The following is a 17281-nucleotide window of genomic DNA, read 5'->3' as shown; positions in this document are numbered from 1 at the left end:
GTGTGACGCGGACGACGGGGCCCGCTCCGTACCTTCCCTTCCACGCAGACCCGATGGCCGGGTGCGCTGGAGGGGGACGACCGTGGGGTTCGCATCGAGGTACCGCCGTGGCGCCGGGCGGTTGCGCTGGGCCGCGCTCGCCGCCGTCGTCACGGGCGCGGTGGTGCTCCCGCTGTCCGCGGCGGTGCGGCCGGAGATCCCCGCGCCCGCACCCGCCGCCCTCGCCCCGCTCGACGCGTCGACGCTTCGCGCGGCGTACGCGGCCAACCGCGCGGGCGCCGCCGAGGCGGCCCGCATGGCCGCCGCCCACCACGACCGGGACCGCGCCGCGACGGACCGTTCCCTGGCCGACCCGGCCCGGCACCTCCTGGCGTTCGACGGCCGCGGCTCCGGCCGGGTGACGGAGGTCCTGGGCGACCTCGCCCGGGCCGACCGCATAGCCGTCCTGGTCCCCGGCTCCGACACGAGCCTCGACACCTACGGCCGGTTCCACGCGGCCGCCTCCGCCCTGTACGGGCAGCTCGCCCGGCACGCCCCGGCGGGCACGCGCCCCGCGGTCGTGGCCTGGCTGGGCTACGAGACGCCGGGCACGGTCAGCGCGACCGTCACGACGACCGGCAGGGCGGAGCAGGCGGCCCCGCGGCTGCGCGCGCTCGTGGCCGAGCTGCGTGCCATCACGGGCGGCGCAGCGCGCGTCTCGCTGCTGTGCCACTCGTACGGCTCGGTGGTCTGCGGGCGGGCCGCCGCCGGGCTCGCCGTCGACGACATCGCGCTCGTCGGCAGCCCCGGCACCGGCGCGGACTCCGCCGCCGCCCTGCGCACCCGCGCCCGGGTCTGGGCGGCCCGCGGCGCCGACGACTGGGTGCAGCACGTCCCGCACGTCAGCGCGGACCTGTTCGGCACGACCGTCGGCTTCGGCACCGACCCCGTCTCCCGGGCCTTCGGCGCCCGGGTCTTCGCGGCCGGCGACGGCGGCCACAGCGACTACTTCAGACCCGGCTCGACCTCCCTGACCAACCTGACCCGGATCGTCCTGGGCGAGACCAAGGCGGTGCCCCATGAGTGACATCGGCGTGCGCGCTGTCCCCGTCGCCCTGCGGCGGGGCGCCGACCGCTTAGGCGCGGCCACCCCGCCCGACCGGGACCGCGCTGTGGACGCCCTGCGGGCCCTCGCCGTCCTCGGCGTCGTGCTCGGGCACTGGCTGGTCACGGCCCTGGTCTCCGACAGCGGCACCCTGCGCACGGCGAGTCCCCTGCGGTACCTGCCCTGGCTGGCGCCGATCTCCTGGCTGTTCCAGACGCTCGCCGTGTTCTTCCTGGTCGGCGGCCATGTCGCCACCCGGGGTTACGCCTCGGCCCGCGCCCGGGGCGTCCCCTACCACCGTTGGCTGACGGGCCGCCTCGCCCGGTTGTTCACGCCGGTCGTCGCCGTCCTCAGCCTGTGGACGGTGGCCGCGACGGCCCTGCTGCTGTCGGGCGCCGAGTTCGGCACGGTCCGGACGCTGGTGAAGCTGGCCCTGTCCCCGCTGTGGTTCCTCGTGGTGTTCGCGGCCCTGACGGCGGCGACCCCGCTGCTCACCCGGCTCAACCCGCTCTGGCCGCTGGCCGTCGTCCTGCACGTGGACCTGCTGCGCTTCGGCCTCGGCGGCCCCTCCTGGCTGGGCTGGGTGAACGTGGCGGCGGGCTGGCTGGTGCCCTTCACGCTCGGCGCGGCCTGGACCCGGGGCGAGCTGGAGCACCGCCGCGCGGGCTGGGTCCTGCTCGCCGGCGGGGCGGCGGCGACCGCGGGGCTGGTGGCGTGGGCGGGCTACCCGGCGTCGATGGTCGGCGTCCCGGGCGAGGGCATGTCCAACCTCGACCCGCCGACGCTGGCCGTCGTCACCTTCGGCCTGGCCCAGTGCGGTCTCGCCCTGCTGCTGCGCGAAAGGCTGCGGAGGGTGACGCGCCGGCCCCTGGCATGGGCGGCGGTGGCCCTGGTCAACCTCTCCGCGATGACCGTCTTCCTCTGGCACCAGACGGCCCTGATGGCCACCACGGCCACCGGCCTCCTCGCGGGCCGGCTGCCCGGCCTGCACACACCGCCCGACGGCCTCGGCTGGGCCGCGGCCCGGCTCCTGTGGCTGCCCGTGTTCGCCCTGGCCCTCGCCGTCTGCTGGGCCGCCTTCCACTCCTTCGAGCAGGGCGGCGGCCGCGGCCGCGGGTCGCGGGTGGTGCGCTCGCACCGGCCGTCCGGCCGGGGGACGGCGGCGGAGACCCGGCATGTCTAGGCTGGGCCGCGTGACGGACACGGGGGTGGGCCGCGCGCCGCGGGCGCGCGTCAGGGGCTGGCTGCGGATGCTGCGCGCGGACCTGTGGACCCTCCGGCCGGACCCGCTGCCGCCCTCCACCTGGCTGCGCTGGCTGCCGCACGGCCTGCTGTGCCTGACCGCGTTCGGGGTCACTCTCGGTGCCGTGGCGCAGCTCGCCGACAACGGAGGCTCGGGCTCCCACATCGCCTTCCCGCTCGGGATCGCACAGGGCGGTGCGGTCGTGCTCGCGCTGTGGCGGCCGGTCCCGGCGTGGTGGCTCTCGACGGCGGCCATGGTGGCGGGGGCCGTCGAGGTGCGTCGCCACCTGCTGGCCGGTGGTGCCCACGACTTCACCTGGCCGTGGACGTCGGCCGGGATCATCGGGCAGATGGCCGTGCTGCTGCTGCTCGCCCTGCGCGTGCCTACCCGGGTGTCCGTCGAGGCGCTGGCGCTGACCGGGCTCCTCACGTACGTCATACAGGGGCTGTGGGGTGCGGCCGACTACCAGTCCACCGGCGTGCTCGCGGTCTCCCTGTCCACCGTCGTGGTGATAGTCGGCACCGCCCTGCGCGGCCGCCGCGAGGCCCGCGCGGAACTCGTCGAGCAGACCACGCTCACCGCCGAGGAACGCACCCGGCGCACTCTGCTGGAGGAGCGCAGCCGCATCGCGCGGGAGCTGCACGACGTGGTGGCCCACCACATGTCGGTCATCTCCATCCAGGCGCAGGTCGCCCCGCACCTCGTCGAGAACCCGCCCGACGAGCTCAAGGAGAACCTCGCCGGCATCCGGCAGAACGCGCTGGAGGCGCTGACCGAGCTGCGCCGGGTGCTGGGCGTGCTGCGCTCGGAGCACCCGGACGCGGGGGAGTCACCCGCCGGGCCGGGCGGCGACACCGTCCCGCACGCCCCGCAGCCCGACCTCGACCGGCTCGACGCGCTGGTGGAGAACACCCGGGCCGCCGGCCGTGAGGTCATCACCGAGATCAACGGCGAGCGGCGGCCGCTGCCGCCCGGCGTGGAACTGTCGGCGTACCGGATCGTGCAGGAGGCGCTGAGCAACGTCCTGCGGCACGCGCCCGGCGCGAGAGCCACGGTCCGTCTCACGTACCTGCCGGACGGGCTGGAGGTGGAGGTCGTCAACGGCCGGCCGACCGGGCCCGCACCGCCGTCCACGGGAGCGGGACACGGACTGCTCGGCATGCGGGAGCGGGTCGCGATGCTCGGTGGCACGATGACGGCGCACCCCTGGCACTGGGACGGCTTCAAGGTGACCGCGTTCCTCCCGGACACCCCGCCCGCCGACGCCCCGGGCACCGACCACACCACGGACCTCAAGGGAGGGACCCCATGACGAGCGGCTCCGGCCGACCCATCCGAGTTCTCATCGTCGACGACCAGGCGATGGTCCGGCAGGGCTTCACCGTGCTGCTCGGCACCCAGCCCGACATCGAGGTCGTCGGCGAGGCCAAGGACGGAGAGGGCGGTGTCGCGAAGGCCGCCGAGACCGCCCCGGACGTCGTCCTCATGGACATCCGCATGCCCGGGATCGGCGGCATCGAGGCCACGGAGCGCATCACCACCGCGCACCCGGACATCAGGGTGCTGGTGCTCACCACCTTCGACCTCGACGAGTACGTGTACGACGCCCTGCGCGCCGGAGCCTCCGGGTTCCTGCTGAAGGACGCGTCGTCGGATCAGCTCGCCGAGGCAGTCCGGGTGATCGCGGCCGGTGACGCGCTGCTCGCCCCGGTCATCACGCGCAAGCTCATCGCCGAGTTCTCCCGGCTGGACGACCGGCCCCGCGCTCCGCTCAAGGAACGGATCGGGGACCTGACCGAGCGCGAGACGGAGGTGCTCTCCCTGATCGCGCAGGGCCTGTCGAACGCGGAGATCGCCCGGCACCTGTTCGTGGCCGAGCAGACGGTGAAGACCCACGTGGGCCGGATCCTGGTGAAGCTGGGCCTCAGGGACCGGACGCAGGCGGCGGTGTTCGCGTACGAGTCGGGGCTGGTGCGGCCGTCGGGGTACTGAGGCCATGCCCGTGGACCCCGTAGTACCTGAGAGGGACGCCGAGGGACCCCTCTCCAAGGGGACGACCGGGACCCGGGGTGCGCCTACCGTTCTGTACGTGACCGAGACGACTCACCTGCAGACCACGCCGCCGGGGGACGGGGCAAAACCGCGCAGCCCGGAGTACCGGCTGGCCGTGGACGCCCTGCGCGGGCTGCGGCAGGACCTCATCGACGACGCCTTCGCCTACCGCCTGCTGCCGCGCATGCGGGTGGACGGCCCCCTGACCAGGAGGCTGCCCGGGCGGCTGCGTGAGTACGCGGCCTGGACACCGCACGCGCTGATCGCCGTGACGGCCCTGTTCACCCTGCTCCTCACCAGCGTCGACACCGACGCAGAGGTGCTGCTGATCGCCCCGCTGACCGTACTCCCGGTCCTGCTGACCATGGTCCGGCCGGTGGGGGCGTTCTGGCTGTCCATGGCGGCCACCCCGGTGGTGGGCGTGATCGGCAGCAGCTGGGGCGACTGGCCGTGGCAGGACGGCAGCTTCGCCTGCCACCTGAGCGTGCTGACAGTCGTGGCGATACGCACCAGGCCGCGCACGGCGGCGTGGATGTGGGTGTTGACGGCGGCTTATGCCCTCGTCGTGGATGCCGGCTTCGGCCCCGGCTACGGCACCAACTCCGCCCCCATGCTGATCTTCTCGGCCATGATCCTGCTCTGCGTCACCGTCTGGCACATCCGCCGCGACGCCGCGCAGGAGGTCACGGCCCAGCAGACGGTCACCGCGCACGAGCGGTCCCGGCGCACCCTGCTGGAGGAGCGCACCACGATCGCCCGTGAGCTGCACGACGTGGTCGCCCACCACATGTCGGTGGTCGCCATCCAGGCGGAGGCCGCGCCCTACCGGGTGGAGAACCCGCCGCCGGAGCTGGAGAAGGCCTTCGCCACGATCCGGGAGAACGCGGTCGCGGCCCTGACCGAGCTGCGCCGGGTCCTGGGCGTCGTCCGCGCCGAGGACTACGAGGCCCCGGACGCCCCGCAGCCCACCCTCGCCGACCTGGACGGCCTGCTGGCCAATGTGCGGGAGGCCGGGCTGAGCGTGGAGAAGGTGGTGACCGGGGCGGTGCGGGAGCTGCCGCAGGGCGTGGAGCTGTCGGCGTACCGCATCGTGCAGGAGGCGCTGAGCAACAGCCTGCGGCACGCCCCCGGCGCGAGCGCCCGCGTCGAGATCGGGTACGTTCTCGGCGGCCTGGGCCTGCGCATAGTCAACGGCCCGCCGCCGAACCTCAGCCTGATCAAGCCCTCGCCCGGCGCCGGGCACGGCATCACCGGCATGCGGGAGCGCGTGACGATGCTCAACGGCGAGATGACGGCGGGCCGCACGGACGACGGAGGATACGAGGTGGCGGTGTTCCTGCCGGTCGCCCTGCCGGACGAGGACGACGTATGACGATCCGCGTACTGATCGCGGACGACCAGATGATGGTGCGCGAGGGCTTCTCGGTCCTGCTGAACGCGATGCCGGACATCGAGGTCGTCGGCGAGGCCGTCAACGGCCGGGAGGCCGTCGCGAAGGTCCGCGAGCTCGCCCCGGACGTCGTGCTGATGGACATCCGCATGCCCGAGCTGAACGGCATCGAGGCGACCCGTGAGATCGTCGCCGCCGACGGCGCGGCGAAGGTGCTGGTGCTCACCACCTTCGACCTCGACGAGTACGTGTACCAGGCGCTGCGCGCGGGAGCCTCCGGCTTCCTGCTCAAGGACGCCTCGGCCCGCCAGCTCGCCGACGGGGTGCGGGTGGTGGCCTCCGGGGAGGCGCTGCTGGCGCCCTCGGTGACCAGGCGGCTGATCACCGAGTTCTCCAAGCTCTCCGAGACCCCGCGCCTGATGCCTTCCGCGCAGGCGGCGTACGGCGATCTCACCGAGCGGGAGACGGAGGTGCTGGTCCTCATCGCGCAGGGCCTGTCCAACGCGGAGATCGCGGAGCGGCTGGTGGTCGCCGAGTCGACGATCAAGACGCACGTCAGCCGGATCCTGGTGAAGCTGGGCCTGCGCGACCGCACGCAGGCGGCGGTGTTCGCGTACGAGGCGCGGCTGGTGACGCCCGGCTAGCCGGCCGCGTCGACCACGTGAAGGAACACCCCTGGTCAGTGAGGGGGATGTGGGGCTAGCGTCCCGGCATGGCTGCCCTCTTCGACCCGTGGGACCCGGCGTTCCTCGCCGACCCGTACCCCGCCTACGCCGAGCTGCGTGCCCGGGGCCGCGTGCACTGGTTCGAGCCCACGAACCAGTGGCTCGTCCCGCACCACGCGGACGTCTCGGCCCTGCTGCGCGACCGGCGCCTGGGCCGGACGTACCAGCACCGCTTCACGCACGAGGAGTTCGGCCGCAGCGCGCCCCCGCCGGAGCAGGAGCCGTTCCACACGCTCAACGACCACGGGATGCTCGACCTGGAGCCGCCGGACCACACCCGGATCCGGCGCCTGGTGTCGAAGGCGTTCACGCCCCGCACGGTGGAGCGGCTGAAGCCGTATGTGCGGGGCCTGGCGGACGAGCTCGCGGCCGCCCTGGCCGAAGCGGGCGGCGGCGACCTGCTGAAGGACGTCGCCGAGCCCCTCCCGGTCGCCGTCATCGCCGAGATGCTGGGCATCCCGGAGTCCGACCGGGCCCCGCTGCGCCCCTGGTCGGCGGACATCTGCGGGATGTACGAGCTGAACCCGTCGGAGGAGACGGCGGCGAAGGCGGTCCGGGCGTCGGTGGAGTTCTCCGACTACCTGCGCGAACTGATCGCGGCCCGCCGCAAGGAACCGGGCGAGGACCTCATCTCGGGCCTGATCGCGGCCCACGACGAGGGCGACCGCCTCACCGAGCAGGAGATGATCTCGACGGCGGTCCTCCTCCTCAACGCCGGCCACGAGGCCACGGTGAACGCCACGGTCAACGGCTGGTACGCCCTGTTCCGCAACCCCTCCCAGCTCGAGCTGCTGCGCGCGGACCACTCCCTGATCCCCTCCGCGATCGAGGAGCTGATGCGCTACGACACCCCGCTCCAGCTCTTCGAGCGCTGGGTCCTGGACGAGATCGAGATCGCCGGCACGACGATCCCGCGCGGCGCGGAGATCGCCCTGCTCTTCGGCTCCGCCAACCATGACCCGACGGTGTTCGAGAACCCGTCCGCCCTGGACCTGACCCGCGCGGACAACCCCCACATCTCCTTCAGCGCCGGCATCCACTACTGCATCGGCGCGCCGCTGGCCCGTATCGAACTGGCGGCGTCGATGGGGGCGTTGCTGGAGCGGGCGCCGACACTGCGCCTGGCAGCGGAGCCGGAGAGGAAGCCGAACTTCGTGATCAGGGGGTTGGAGGGGCTGGCGGTCGAGGTGGGGTGATCACCCGTTCGGCTGGTCGTGGGGGGATCGGGGCGGTCGGACACCGGTTGCTCGGCAGGCTGGTGGGGCCTGAGAGGGGAGCAACCATGGTGGTCGAGGTGCGGCAGTCGTCGGCTCAGATGTCGGTCGAGGAGTTCGAGGCGCTCGCCGAGTTCACAGCCCGCGAGATCGAGACGGTCGGACTCGAGTTCATCGGCGGGCGGCTCGGGGTCAGGAAGGCGAGGAACGGCAACCACGGCACGGTGGCCGCGTGGCTGGCCCGCCGATGCCTGCGGGACCGGCCCGACCTCGGCCTCCACCCGAACGTCGGCCTGCGCGTGGCGGAACACGGCGAGGGGCGCGCTCTTCCCGACGGGGTGCTGGCGCCCACGGGGAGTTTCGCGGGCCAGGGCGCCTGGGCCGACCCCGGGAGCGCCCTGATGACGGTGGAGATCACCTCGTGCGACTCGGACACCCATCACCGTGACCGCGAGGAGAAGCCCCAGGCCTACGCCGGCGCCGGCATCCCCCTCTACCTGCTGGTCGACCGCCACACCCGCTGGACGGCCGTGCACAGCGAGCCGGACCCCGCACTCGGGTACCGGGACGTCCACATGGTCAGGTTCGGCGGCACCATTACCCTCCCCGAGCCCCTCGGCATCGAACTCGACACCGAGGAGCTCAAGCAGTACGTCGACTGATCACGTCGACAGGTCCCGCCTCCGCAACCCGGCGAGCCCCGCAGCCACCAGCACGACCGCCGAACCGGTCAGCACGCCCACCGGCCCCGACTCCATGGATCCCCCGGGCAGCTTCGGCAGGTGCCCGAACGGCGAGATGTCCAGCACCGCGCCAGGACCGGTTCCGCCCGGCCCGGGCTGACCCCGGCCGCACACCCGCGCACCCGCTCACCCCGCCGCCGGCACCGTCAGCCCCCAGGCTCCCTCGCGTACCACCCAGGTACGGGTGCGCACCGGCCCCGACACCAGCGCGTCCGCCCGGTAGCGGAAGTGCGCGCCCGACACCGTCACCGTCCGGCCCTCCGCGAGCAGGGGCGACGCCTCGGCGCCCACGGACACCGGACGGACCTCCACCGAGGCCACTCCGGCAGCCGACGGGGACACCGACACCGCCTCCACCGGCTGGTTCAGGTCGACGAGGGTCTCGCCGTCGACCTCCACCCGCAGCCGGGAGGGGCCCGGCTCGGGCGCGGCGGCGGGCCGGGACGGGCGGCCGGCCGGGACCAGGGTGCGGACCAGGGACTGGCAGGTCCGCAGCCAGGGGCGGCCCGGGGCCGCGTCGGGATCCGGCGGCTGCGCGGCGGCCGTCACCGGCGGTATCCGCAGCGCGCCGAGCACCACCCCGTCGCTGTCGTCGACCAGCAGGTCCATCCGCCGCACGACCCCGTCGAGCACCGCCCGCGCCGCCGCCACCGTCCCGGTCGGCACGCCCAGCGACCGGGCCAGGGCGAGCCCGCCCCCGACCGGCACCACCGACAGCGCGCATCCGGCCAGCTCCCGGTGCCGGTGCAGCAGCGACACCGCGCGGATCAGGGCCCGGTCGTCACCCACCACCACCGGGCGCCGCGAGCCCCGCCGCCGCAGCGCCCGGGCGAACTCCTCCGGCCCCTCGGGCAGGCACAGCTTCACGGCCGCACCCGCTCCGAGCACGTCTTTCGCGATCCGTACGGACTCGCCGTCCGACCGACGGGCGACCGGGTCGACCACCACCAGCAGCTGCTCGGACGTCGCGGAAGTCGCCACCTCGGCCATGCCTCGCTTCCTCGGGTAGCATCTTTGTGCAAGAGCCCCTTGCGCTATTGCGCCAGGGGCTTCGTCTATTCCGGGGCATCCGGTCCGACGGTTGGCGGCCAACGGCGGTCGCGGTGACGCGGCTGCAGACGCTCCGCGTTCGCCCTCGACCATGGACATGCCCCGCCCGGAAGGGGTGTACGCGCGTGCCCGCACTTGTGCTGCTCGGTGCTCAGTGGGGTGACGAAGGCAAGGGAAAGGCCACCGACCTGCTCGGTGGCTCGGTGGACTATGTAGTGCGCTACCAGGGCGGCAACAACGCCGGCCACACCGTGGTCGTGGGCGACCAGAAGTACGCCCTCCACCTCCTCCCTTCCGGAATCCTGTCCCCCGGCTGCACGCCGGTCATCGGTAACGGCGTCGTCGTCGACCCGTCTGTCCTGCTCTCCGAGCTGAGCGGGCTGAACGAGCGTGGCGTCGACACCTCCAAGCTCCTCCTCAGCGGAAACGCGCACATCATCACGCCGTACAACGTGACGGTCGACAAGGTGACCGAGCGCTTCCTCGGCAAGCGGAAGATCGGCACGACCGGGCGCGGCATCGGCCCGACCTACGCCGACAAGATCAACCGGGTCGGCATCCGCGTGCAGGACCTGTACGACGAGTCGATCCTGATGCAGAAGGTCGAGGCGGCCCTCGACGTCAAGAACCAGATCCTCACCAAGCTCTACAACCGGCGCGCGATCGCCGTGGACCAGGTGGTCGAGGAGCTGCTGGACTACGCCGACAAGCTCGCGCCGTACGTCGCCGACACCGTCCTGGTCATCAACGAGGCGCTGGAGGAGGACAAGGTCGTCCTGTTCGAGGGCGGCCAGGGCACCCTGCTGGACATCGACCACGGCACGTACCCCTTCGTCACGTCGTCGAACCCGACCGCGGGCGGCGCCTGCACGGGCGCGGGCGTGGGCCCGACGAAGATCAGCCGCGTGATCGGCATCCTCAAGGCGTACACGACCCGCGTCGGCGCCGGCCCCTTCCCGACGGAGCTCTTCGACGAGGACGGCGAGGCGCTGCGCCGCATCGGCGGCGAGCGCGGCGTCACCACCGGCCGCGACCGCCGCTGCGGCTGGTTCGACGCGGTCATCGCCCGCTACGCGACCCGCGTGAACGGCCTGACCGACTTCTTCCTCACCAAGCTCGACGTCCTCACGGGCTGGGAGCAGATCCCGGTCTGCGTGGCGTACGAGATCGACGGCAAGCGCGTCGAGGAGCTCCCGTACTCCCAGACCGACTTCCACCACGCCAAGCCGGTCTACGAGATGCTCCCGGGCTGGAGTGAGGACATCAGCAAGGCCAAGTCCTTCTCCGACCTGCCGAAGAACGCCCAGGACTACGTCAAGGCGCTGGAGGAGATGTCCGGCGCCCCGATCTCCGCGATCGGCGTGGGCCCGGGCCGGGACGAGACGATCCAGATCAACTCGTTCCTGTAGGCCGGACGGCCGTCAGCGCACCCTCACCGGCGCCCGCGCGGGCGCCGGTGATCGGGCATAGGCTGAAAGCCGACCCCCCGCGTGCGTCGATCAGAAGAAGGTGAGTGCGATGCGCGTACTGCTCAAGGCCCACTTCGACACGGAAAAGGCGAACGGGCTGGTCAGCAGCGGCAAGATGGGCGAACTGATCCAGGACATCGTGGAAAAGGTCCATCCGGAAGCCGCCTACTTCCTCCCGGACGAGGGAGACCGCACGGCCTTCCTGGTCTTCGACATGGAGGACCCGTCGCAGATGCCGGTGATCACCGAGCCGCTCTTCCGGGAAGCGGACGCCAAGGTGTCCTACAGCCCGGTGATGAACCTGGACGACGTGCAGAAGGGACTCTCCCAGCTGTCCGGCGGCTGACTCAGCTGAACACGATCATCGACCCCTGGGCCAGACTCCGCGTCACGGCCGCGTGCAGGCCGAGCCAGACATGGCGTTCGCGGGCGAACGGGCTGGGGTCGTACGGGGCGGGGACGGCGGGTTCCTCCAGCTCCGTGGGCACGAGCGGCGGCTGCGGGGCCGCCGGCGGGTTGGCCGGGTCGATCCCGATGACGGGGGCGACCACCTCCAGTTCCCGCAGCAGCGCGTGCGAGGAGCCCAGCGGTCCGCCGCCCGCGAGGAGCTCGTCGTCGGCGAGCGGGCTCGGGAAGTCGACCGGGACGTAGGCGCCCGCGTGGTCGTAGTGCCAGACCAGGTGCGACTGCTGGGCCGTCGACTCGAACATCTCCAGCAACTGCTCGTAGTCCCCGCCCAGTTCGTCCACCGGCGTCACCGGCAGGCCGCACACCTGGAGCAGGTAGGCGCGGCGCAGGAAGTGCAGCGCGTCGTAGTCGAAGCCCGCGACCGGGGCGACATCGCCCGACAGGCCCGGCATGTACTGGTACACCGGCACCGGCGGCAGCCCGGCCTCGGCGAGCACCTTGTTGTATTGCGCGAGTTCCTCGGCGAACGGGTTGTCCGGCGTGTGGCACAACACGTCGACGAGCGGTACCAGCCACAGATCACAGGCCAAAGAAGGCTCCTCGCTCAGCGCGGTGGTCGGGTAGCACGGTGGTCAGGGCAGGGTACCGGTGCGGCACGGTCACGGCTCCCGCCGTGCATGTCCCATACCCAGCAGGACACGGGCGACGCAGGTCATCCGGAGGCGAGGCGCTCGATCAGGGCGAGGGAGTGGGCGTTGTAGCGGGCGATGATCGCCCGGGCGGTGTCGGTGTCGCGGGCACCCAGCGCGTCGACCAGTTCGGTGTGGCCGGCCCACAGCTCCCCGCGCAGATCGCTGAGCCGCCGCAGGTGCTGCACCGCGCACACCCAGGTCTGGACGCGCAGCCGGTGCAGGAAGTCGGCGAGGTAGGGGTTGCCGAAGCAGGCGCCGAGCTCGCGCCAGAAGCGCAGGTCGTAGCCGATCAGGACGGTGAGGTCACCGGCCGCAGCGGCCCGCTGCGCCTCCTCGCCGCGCCGCCGCACCCCGGCGAGCACGGCGGCGGCCCGGGGATCGTCCGGCGAAATGGAGCCGCGGTGCCCCTCGGTGAGCGCGAGGAACATGCCCTCGATGACCAGGCCGCGCGCCTCGATCATGCCGCGGAAGTCCTCGACCGAGTACTCGTGCACCCGGAAGCCGCGGTGCTGGTCGGCGTCGAGCAGCCCCTGCGCGGAGAGGTCGACGAGCGCCTCCCGCACGGGCGTCGCGGAGACGCCGTACTGGTCGGCGATCTCCTTGACCGTGAACTCCTGCCCCGGCTGGAGCCGCCCGGCCAGCACCTCGTCGCGAAGCGCGTCGGCGATCTGCTGGCGCAGGGTGCTGCGCGTGACGGCGCCGTTGCCGGAGCTGCCGGGCATGGTCAGAGCGTCTCCCTCGTCGCGTTCGGGTGGCGTGCGCGTCTATGTCTACGGGCACGCCACCTTACGCGTTCGAATGAGGCGCGAGGATGTCTGTTACTGACGGGTTTACAGCTGTTTACTCGACGTGCTCGTCCGCCACGGAGAGCGCCGCGTCCAGCACGGCGAGCCCTTCCTTCAGCTCCGCCTCGCTGATGGTGCAGGGCGGCACCACATGCGTCCGGTTCATGTTCACGAACGGCCACAGCCCGCCCGCCTTCGCGGCGGCGGCGAAGGCGGCCATCGGCGCGTTCGCCTCGCCCGCCGCGTTGTACGGCACCAGCGGCTCCCGCGTCTCCCGGTTCCGGACCAGTTCCAGAGCCCAGAACATGCCGACGCCGCGCACCTCGCCCACGCTCGGATGCCGCTCGGCCAGCGCCCGCAGTTCCGGTCCGACGACGGACGCGCCGAGGCGGGCCGCGTTCTCGACGACGCCCTCCGCCGCCATGACGTTGATCGTCGCGACGGCGGCGGCACACGCCAGCGGGTGCCCGGAGTAGGTCAGGCCGCCGGGGTACGGCCGCTTCCCGAACGTCTCCGCGATCGCGCCGGAGATCGCGACCCCGCCCAGCGGCACATAGCCGCTGTTCACGCCCTTGGCGAAGGTCAGCAGGTCGGGCGTGACGTCGAACAGGTCCGCCGCGAACCACTCGCCGGTCCGCCCGAACCCGGCCATGACCTCGTCCAGGACGAAGACGATCCCGTACTTGTCGCACAGCTCCCGCACCCCGGCGAGATAGCCGGGCGGCGGGACCATGATCCCGGCCGTCCCGGGGATCGTCTCCAGGATGATCGCCGCGACGGTCGAGGGCCCCTCGAAGGCGATCGTCGTCTCCAGGTGCTCCAGCGCCCGCGCGCACTCCTGCTCCTCGGTCTCGGCGTAGAAGCGGGAGCGGTAGAGGTAGGGCGCCCAGAAGTGCACGACCCCGGCCGTGCCGCTGTCGGAGGCCCAGCGGCGCGGGTCGCCGGTGATGTTCACGGCCTGCTGCGTGCCGCCGTGGTACGAGCGGTACGCCGAGAGCACCTTCGGTCGGCCCGTGTGCAGCCGGGCCATCCGGATCGCGTGCTCGACGGCGTCGGCGCCGCCGTTGGTGAAGAAGATCTTGTCCAGGTCGCCCGGGGTCCGCTCGGCGATCAGCCGGGCCGCCTCCGAGCGGGCCTCGATGGCGAACGCGGGCGCGAAGGTCGTCATCCGCGCCGCCTGCTCCTGGATCGCGGCGACGACCTCGGGGTGCTGGTAGCCGATGTTCGTGTAGACGAGCCCGCTGGAGAAGTCGAGGTAGCGCCGGCCGTCGTAGTCCCAGAAGTACGACCCCTGCGCCCCGGCGACGGCGAGCGGGTCGATGAGGTCCTGGGCGGACCAGGAGTGGAACACATGGTCGCGGTCGGCGGCCTTCACGGCGGCGCCGGCTTCGGGGTTCGGCTGAGGGGTCATGCGGGTGAGCGTAGGCGCGGGGGAGAGGGCGGTGACATCGGCGGCCTGTCTGCCGTCGGCGGCATTCCGCGACAGGTTGTCCAGGCGAGGGTCCGTCGATTGACAGCGCACTGTCGAAATGTCAGGATGCTGTCATAAGGTTCACGGTCCGAGGAGGAACCATGAACGCCACGCCGACCACCGCCGGACACGACCGCAAGCCCGTCCACCTCGCGGTCTACGACACCCTCGCCGACTGGGAGACCGGCCACGCCACGGCCCACCTCGCCCGCGCCGGCCGGGAGATCCGCACCGTCGGCCCGTCCACGGCCCCCGTCACGAGCATCGGCGGACTGCGCATCCAGCCCGACCTGGCCCTGGACGGCGTACGGCCCGAGGACAGCGCGCTGCTGATCCTCCCGGGCGCCGACCTCTGGGACACAAGCGACGACCTGGCGCCCTTCGCCCGCACGGCCCGGGCCTTCCTGGAGGCGGGCGTGCCCGTCGCCGCGATCTGCGGAGCCACCGCCGGACTCGCCCGCGAGGGCCTGCTCGACGACCGGGCCCACACCAGCGCGGTCTCCTTCTACCTGGCCGCGACCGGCTACGCGGGCGGCGAACGCTACGTCGAAGCCGACGCCGTCACCGACGGATACTTGATCACGGCCGGCCCGACCGAGCCCGTCGCCTTCGCCCGGGAGATCCTCCGCCTGCTCGGGGTCTACGAGGGCGAGGTGCTGGACGCCTGGTACCGGCTGTTCCACGACTCCGACGCGGGGGCGTACGCGGTGCTGGAGAAGGCCGGCGCGCTGTGAGCCGGGAGCGTCAGGACCTGCTCAGCCGCAGCGCCCTCGGGGTGTTCCGGCTCAACGGCCAGTTCCTCGGCGTCGCGGAGGAACTGGCCCGGCCGGCAGGGCTGACCGCCGCCTGGTGGCAGGTGCTCGGGGCGGTCCTCGGCGAGCCGCTGCCCGTCTCGGGCATCGCCCGCGCCATGGGCATCACGCGGCAGAGCGTGCAGCGCATCGCCGATCTGCTGGTGGAGCGGGGTCTCGCGGAGTACCGGCCGAACCCCGCGCACCGCCGGGCCAAGCTCCTCGCGCCGACCGCGGAGGGCCGGGCGGCCGTCGCCCGGATCGACCCCGGGCACGCGGCCTTCGCCGACCGGTTGGCCGAGGCGTTCGGGGAGGCGGAGCTGGCGGAGGCGGTGGGGGTGCTGGAGCGGTTGTCGACGGTGCTCGACCAGGTCGGTGCGCCTGTTACGGAGCCGTAGAGGTCTCCCAGGTCGCCGCGCACCTGCCCCGCACACGGCGGCGTGCCCGGTCGCGGAACTGCTTGGGCCGCATGCCGAGGCTGTAGGCGGCCAGCTCGGTCGGCACCGGGGGGCGCCCGTCGCGGCCCGTCTGTGAAGCGGGAAGCATGCCACCCATGTGCGGCGCGCGCTTTGGTGACCTTGCCAGGAAACCCGCCGAAGCGGCGCCTGACTGCCGTCTCCCGACTGATCTGGGCGCCGCGCGGGCAAAACGGTGCCGCAAGCGGGTGGTACGGCCGGGAGACGGGCGCTGAGAGAGTCAGCGTCGCTGTGCTGCGACGGCGGCCGTGTAGGTGTCCCGCGTCAGGTCCCCGGGGCCGATGCCGAGTTCGGCGAGGACCGCGCGGATGTCGTCCAGGGCGGTGCTCACCGCCTGTTCGTCCACGAGGGTCTCCACTTCGAGGAAGGTGCCGTCGATCTCCGGAACCCGCACGAGCGTGGCGAGCATCTGCCGACCGTGCGCCTCGAAGTCGTAGTTGCGGCACCGCTTCTCGAAGGCGATCAGCTCAACGTGGCCGAGGCCGCGCAGGATGGCGTGCGCTTGGTCAGCGTCCTCGACTCGGGTTTCGTACTCGGGCTTCGACCCGGACTCCTCGTCGACCGCTGCGCCCTTGTACGTCAGGACCGTGCGGGTGCCGTCGGCACCGTGGACGGTGCGCACCCGGAGTTCCTCGCCCGCCTTCTCCAGCGAGCCGTCCGGCCGGTCGTAGTACGTGTCTCGGTACACCTCGACCCGCGCGGTGGCGCGCTCGTCGAGCTGCCGCATGACCTGTTCGGGTGCGTGCACGCGTGCCTTCAATTCCGCCTCGATCACTTGCGGTTCCTCCCTCTCAGATCGTGCGCCGCGCGCCGTCGATGACCGCCTCGAACATCCTCCGGAACCCCCGGTAGAGGGGGCCATGCGGAGTGTCCATCACCTTGTACAACGCCGACTCGTGCCCTTCCCACCCGGAGTCGAACGCGCCGACGAACATCGTCCCGTCGGTGCGGATCAGCCGCCACGTCGGGAGCATCCGGTATCGCCACACGCCTACGTCGCCCGCGTCCGCGAGTTCTCTGAGCCGCGCTTCGGCCAGCCGTACCCCGGACGCGAGGGACTCGGCGGACTCCCCGATCTCCGCCGCGCGGCGCGCCAGGGCGTCGCTGTCGGGGTCAAGGAGGGCGACCCGGACGCGGAGGCCCTGGCCGCCCTGTTCGCGCGGCAGACAGGCGCGCAGCAGGCTGTCATTCAAGCCGATCAGTCCAAGGCCGCGTACAGCGAGCACGTCCAATTCCGTAGCTGAGCGCGCCAGCTGCTGGATCTCCTGCGCTGCGGAGTTCTGCGCGGCGTACACGCGCACGACCTCGGGGAACGCCGCCAGGTCGAACGCAGCCCCGCCCGCCCGGCGTTCCCGGCTGGCGGCGAGGCCGAGGAGATGGCGGGCGTCGTCTGGCATGTGGAGTCCGTCGGCGATCCGCTCGTACACGTCCAGCCGGGATACTTCACGGCGCCCGCTGATGATCTCGGAGACGCGGGCCTGAGTCATGCCGGTGGCCGTCGCGATGCGGGCCTGGCTGGCACCGGCGTACTGCTGCGTGTGCCGGAACACGGCACCGATGTCGCGGGCTCTCAGCGCTTCCCGCACCTCGGCACGCTCCCATGCCCAGTCGGGCAGTTCGATCGGCTCCAACGCGGTCCCCATGGTGCGGCCCCCGGTATCCACGAACGGATGAGATTCCATCTCACC

General features: G+C 72.5%; 18 protein-coding genes and 1 pseudogene. 12 read left to right on the top strand and 7 right to left on the bottom strand.

Translation table 11 applies throughout. The features are described from left to right. Window positions 1-82: 82 nt before the first annotated feature. The 8 genes from IE255_RS24005 to IE255_RS23970 all read left to right on the top strand — a co-directional run bounded on the left by IE255_RS24005 (window position 83) and on the right by IE255_RS23970 (window position 8370). Entirely contained in the window at window positions 83-1066 is a 984-nt protein-coding gene (locus IE255_RS24005; protein WP_190052439.1) for an alpha/beta hydrolase, read from the top strand. Next, window positions 1059-2267, top strand: a complete 1209-nt coding sequence (locus IE255_RS24000; RefSeq protein ID WP_190052438.1) for an acyltransferase family protein — start codon at window positions 1059-1061, stop codon at window positions 2265-2267. The genes IE255_RS24005 and IE255_RS24000 overlap by 8 nt, the downstream gene beginning before the upstream one ends. Continuing rightward, window positions 2260-3639: a sensor histidine kinase gene (locus IE255_RS23995; RefSeq protein WP_190052437.1), complete on the top strand. Its 1380-nt coding sequence runs from the start codon at window positions 2260-2262 to the stop codon at window positions 3637-3639. The genes IE255_RS24000 and IE255_RS23995 overlap by 8 nt, the downstream gene beginning before the upstream one ends. After that, window positions 3636-4319 (top strand): response regulator, encoded by a 684-nt coding sequence (locus IE255_RS23990; RefSeq protein ID WP_190052436.1) that lies wholly within the window; start codon window positions 3636-3638, stop codon window positions 4317-4319. Before IE255_RS23995 ends, IE255_RS23990 begins: the two co-directional genes overlap by 4 nt. 97 nt (window positions 4320-4416) lie before the next feature. Continuing rightward, window positions 4417-5751, top strand: coding sequence for a sensor histidine kinase (locus IE255_RS23985; RefSeq protein ID WP_229906539.1), 1335 nt, complete (start codon window positions 4417-4419; stop codon window positions 5749-5751). Next, the gene (locus IE255_RS23980) at window positions 5748-6413 is read left to right on the top strand and encodes a response regulator (protein WP_190052434.1); all 666 of its coding nucleotides are present in this window, start codon (window positions 5748-5750) and stop codon (window positions 6411-6413) included. Before IE255_RS23985 ends, IE255_RS23980 begins: the two co-directional genes overlap by 4 nt. Before the next feature lie 68 nt (window positions 6414-6481). Continuing rightward, the gene (locus IE255_RS23975; protein ID WP_190052433.1) at window positions 6482-7690 is read left to right on the top strand and encodes a cytochrome P450; all 1209 of its coding nucleotides are present in this window, start codon (window positions 6482-6484) and stop codon (window positions 7688-7690) included. Between the two features lie 86 nt (window positions 7691-7776). Beyond that, a complete protein-coding gene (locus IE255_RS23970; protein ID WP_229906538.1) occupies window positions 7777-8370 on the top strand; it encodes a Uma2 family endonuclease in 594 nt (197 codons plus the stop codon). Here IE255_RS23970 and IE255_RS23965 read toward each other — a convergent pair. Together IE255_RS23965 and IE255_RS23960 are read right to left on the bottom strand one after the other, a co-directional pair. After that, window positions 8371-8526: pseudogene (locus tag IE255_RS23965) on the bottom strand (efflux permease Rv1217c-related protein); the annotation flags it as partial. A 51-nt stretch (window positions 8527-8577) separates the two neighbouring features. Then, window positions 8578-9441, bottom strand: coding sequence for a diacylglycerol kinase family protein (locus IE255_RS23960; protein WP_190052432.1), 864 nt, complete (start codon window positions 9439-9441; stop codon window positions 8578-8580). Window positions 9442-9626: 185 nt separating this feature from the next. Between IE255_RS23960 and IE255_RS23955 the strand changes: the two genes are divergently transcribed. Further along, entirely contained in the window at window positions 9627-10910 is a 1284-nt protein-coding gene (locus IE255_RS23955; RefSeq protein WP_190052431.1) for an adenylosuccinate synthase, read from the top strand. 109 nt (window positions 10911-11019) lie between these two features. Further along, window positions 11020-11316: a hypothetical protein gene (locus IE255_RS23950; RefSeq protein WP_190052430.1), complete on the top strand. Its 297-nt coding sequence runs from the start codon at window positions 11020-11022 to the stop codon at window positions 11314-11316. A gap of 1 nt (window position 11317) precedes the next feature. Here the strand turns inward: IE255_RS23950 and IE255_RS23945 are convergent, their stop codons facing one another. The 3 genes from IE255_RS23945 to IE255_RS23935 all read right to left on the bottom strand — a co-directional run bounded on the left by IE255_RS23945 (window position 11318) and on the right by IE255_RS23935 (window position 14266). Then, a complete protein-coding gene (locus IE255_RS23945; RefSeq protein WP_086604371.1) occupies window positions 11318-11968 on the bottom strand; it encodes a putative DNA-mimic protein in 651 nt (216 codons plus the stop codon). 122 nt (window positions 11969-12090) lie between these two features. Further along, window positions 12091-12792 carry a GntR family transcriptional regulator gene (locus IE255_RS23940; protein ID WP_190052429.1) on the bottom strand — a complete coding sequence of 234 codons (702 nt, stop codon included), beginning with the start codon at window positions 12790-12792 and terminating at the stop codon, window positions 12091-12093. 118 nt (window positions 12793-12910) lie between these two features. Further along, on the bottom strand, window positions 12911-14266 hold the full coding sequence (locus IE255_RS23935; RefSeq protein ID WP_190052428.1) for an aspartate aminotransferase family protein: 1356 nt from the start codon (window positions 14264-14266) through the stop codon (window positions 12911-12913). A gap of 161 nt (window positions 14267-14427) precedes the next feature. Between IE255_RS23935 and IE255_RS23930 the strand changes: the two genes are divergently transcribed. Both IE255_RS23930 and IE255_RS23925 read left to right on the top strand, forming a co-directional pair. Further along, window positions 14428-15060: a type 1 glutamine amidotransferase family protein gene (locus IE255_RS23930; RefSeq protein WP_190052427.1), complete on the top strand. Its 633-nt coding sequence runs from the start codon at window positions 14428-14430 to the stop codon at window positions 15058-15060. After that, entirely contained in the window at window positions 15057-15515 is a 459-nt protein-coding gene (locus IE255_RS23925) for a MarR family winged helix-turn-helix transcriptional regulator (protein ID WP_190052426.1), read from the top strand. Before IE255_RS23930 ends, IE255_RS23925 begins: the two co-directional genes overlap by 4 nt. 298 nt (window positions 15516-15813) lie before the next feature. On the opposite strand, the gene cyaB is transcribed toward IE255_RS23925, so the two are convergent. Both cyaB and IE255_RS23915 read right to left on the bottom strand, forming a co-directional pair. After that, on the bottom strand, window positions 15814-16368 hold the full coding sequence (gene cyaB / locus IE255_RS23920; protein WP_190052425.1) for a class IV adenylate cyclase: 555 nt from the start codon (window positions 16366-16368) through the stop codon (window positions 15814-15816). 16 nt (window positions 16369-16384) lie between these two features. Next, complete coding sequence (locus IE255_RS23915) at window positions 16385-17236, bottom strand: helix-turn-helix domain-containing protein (protein WP_190052424.1); 852 nt, start codon at window positions 17234-17236, stop codon at window positions 16385-16387. Between the last annotated feature and the right edge of the window lie 45 nt (window positions 17237-17281).

The sequence above is a fragment of the Streptomyces lomondensis genome (genome assembly GCF_014651035.1).
GTDB lineage: Bacteria > Actinomycetota > Actinomycetes > Streptomycetales > Streptomycetaceae > Streptomyces > Streptomyces lomondensis.
Note: the sequence above shows the minus strand (reverse complement) of the source record. Positions and strands in the feature narration are given on the sequence as shown.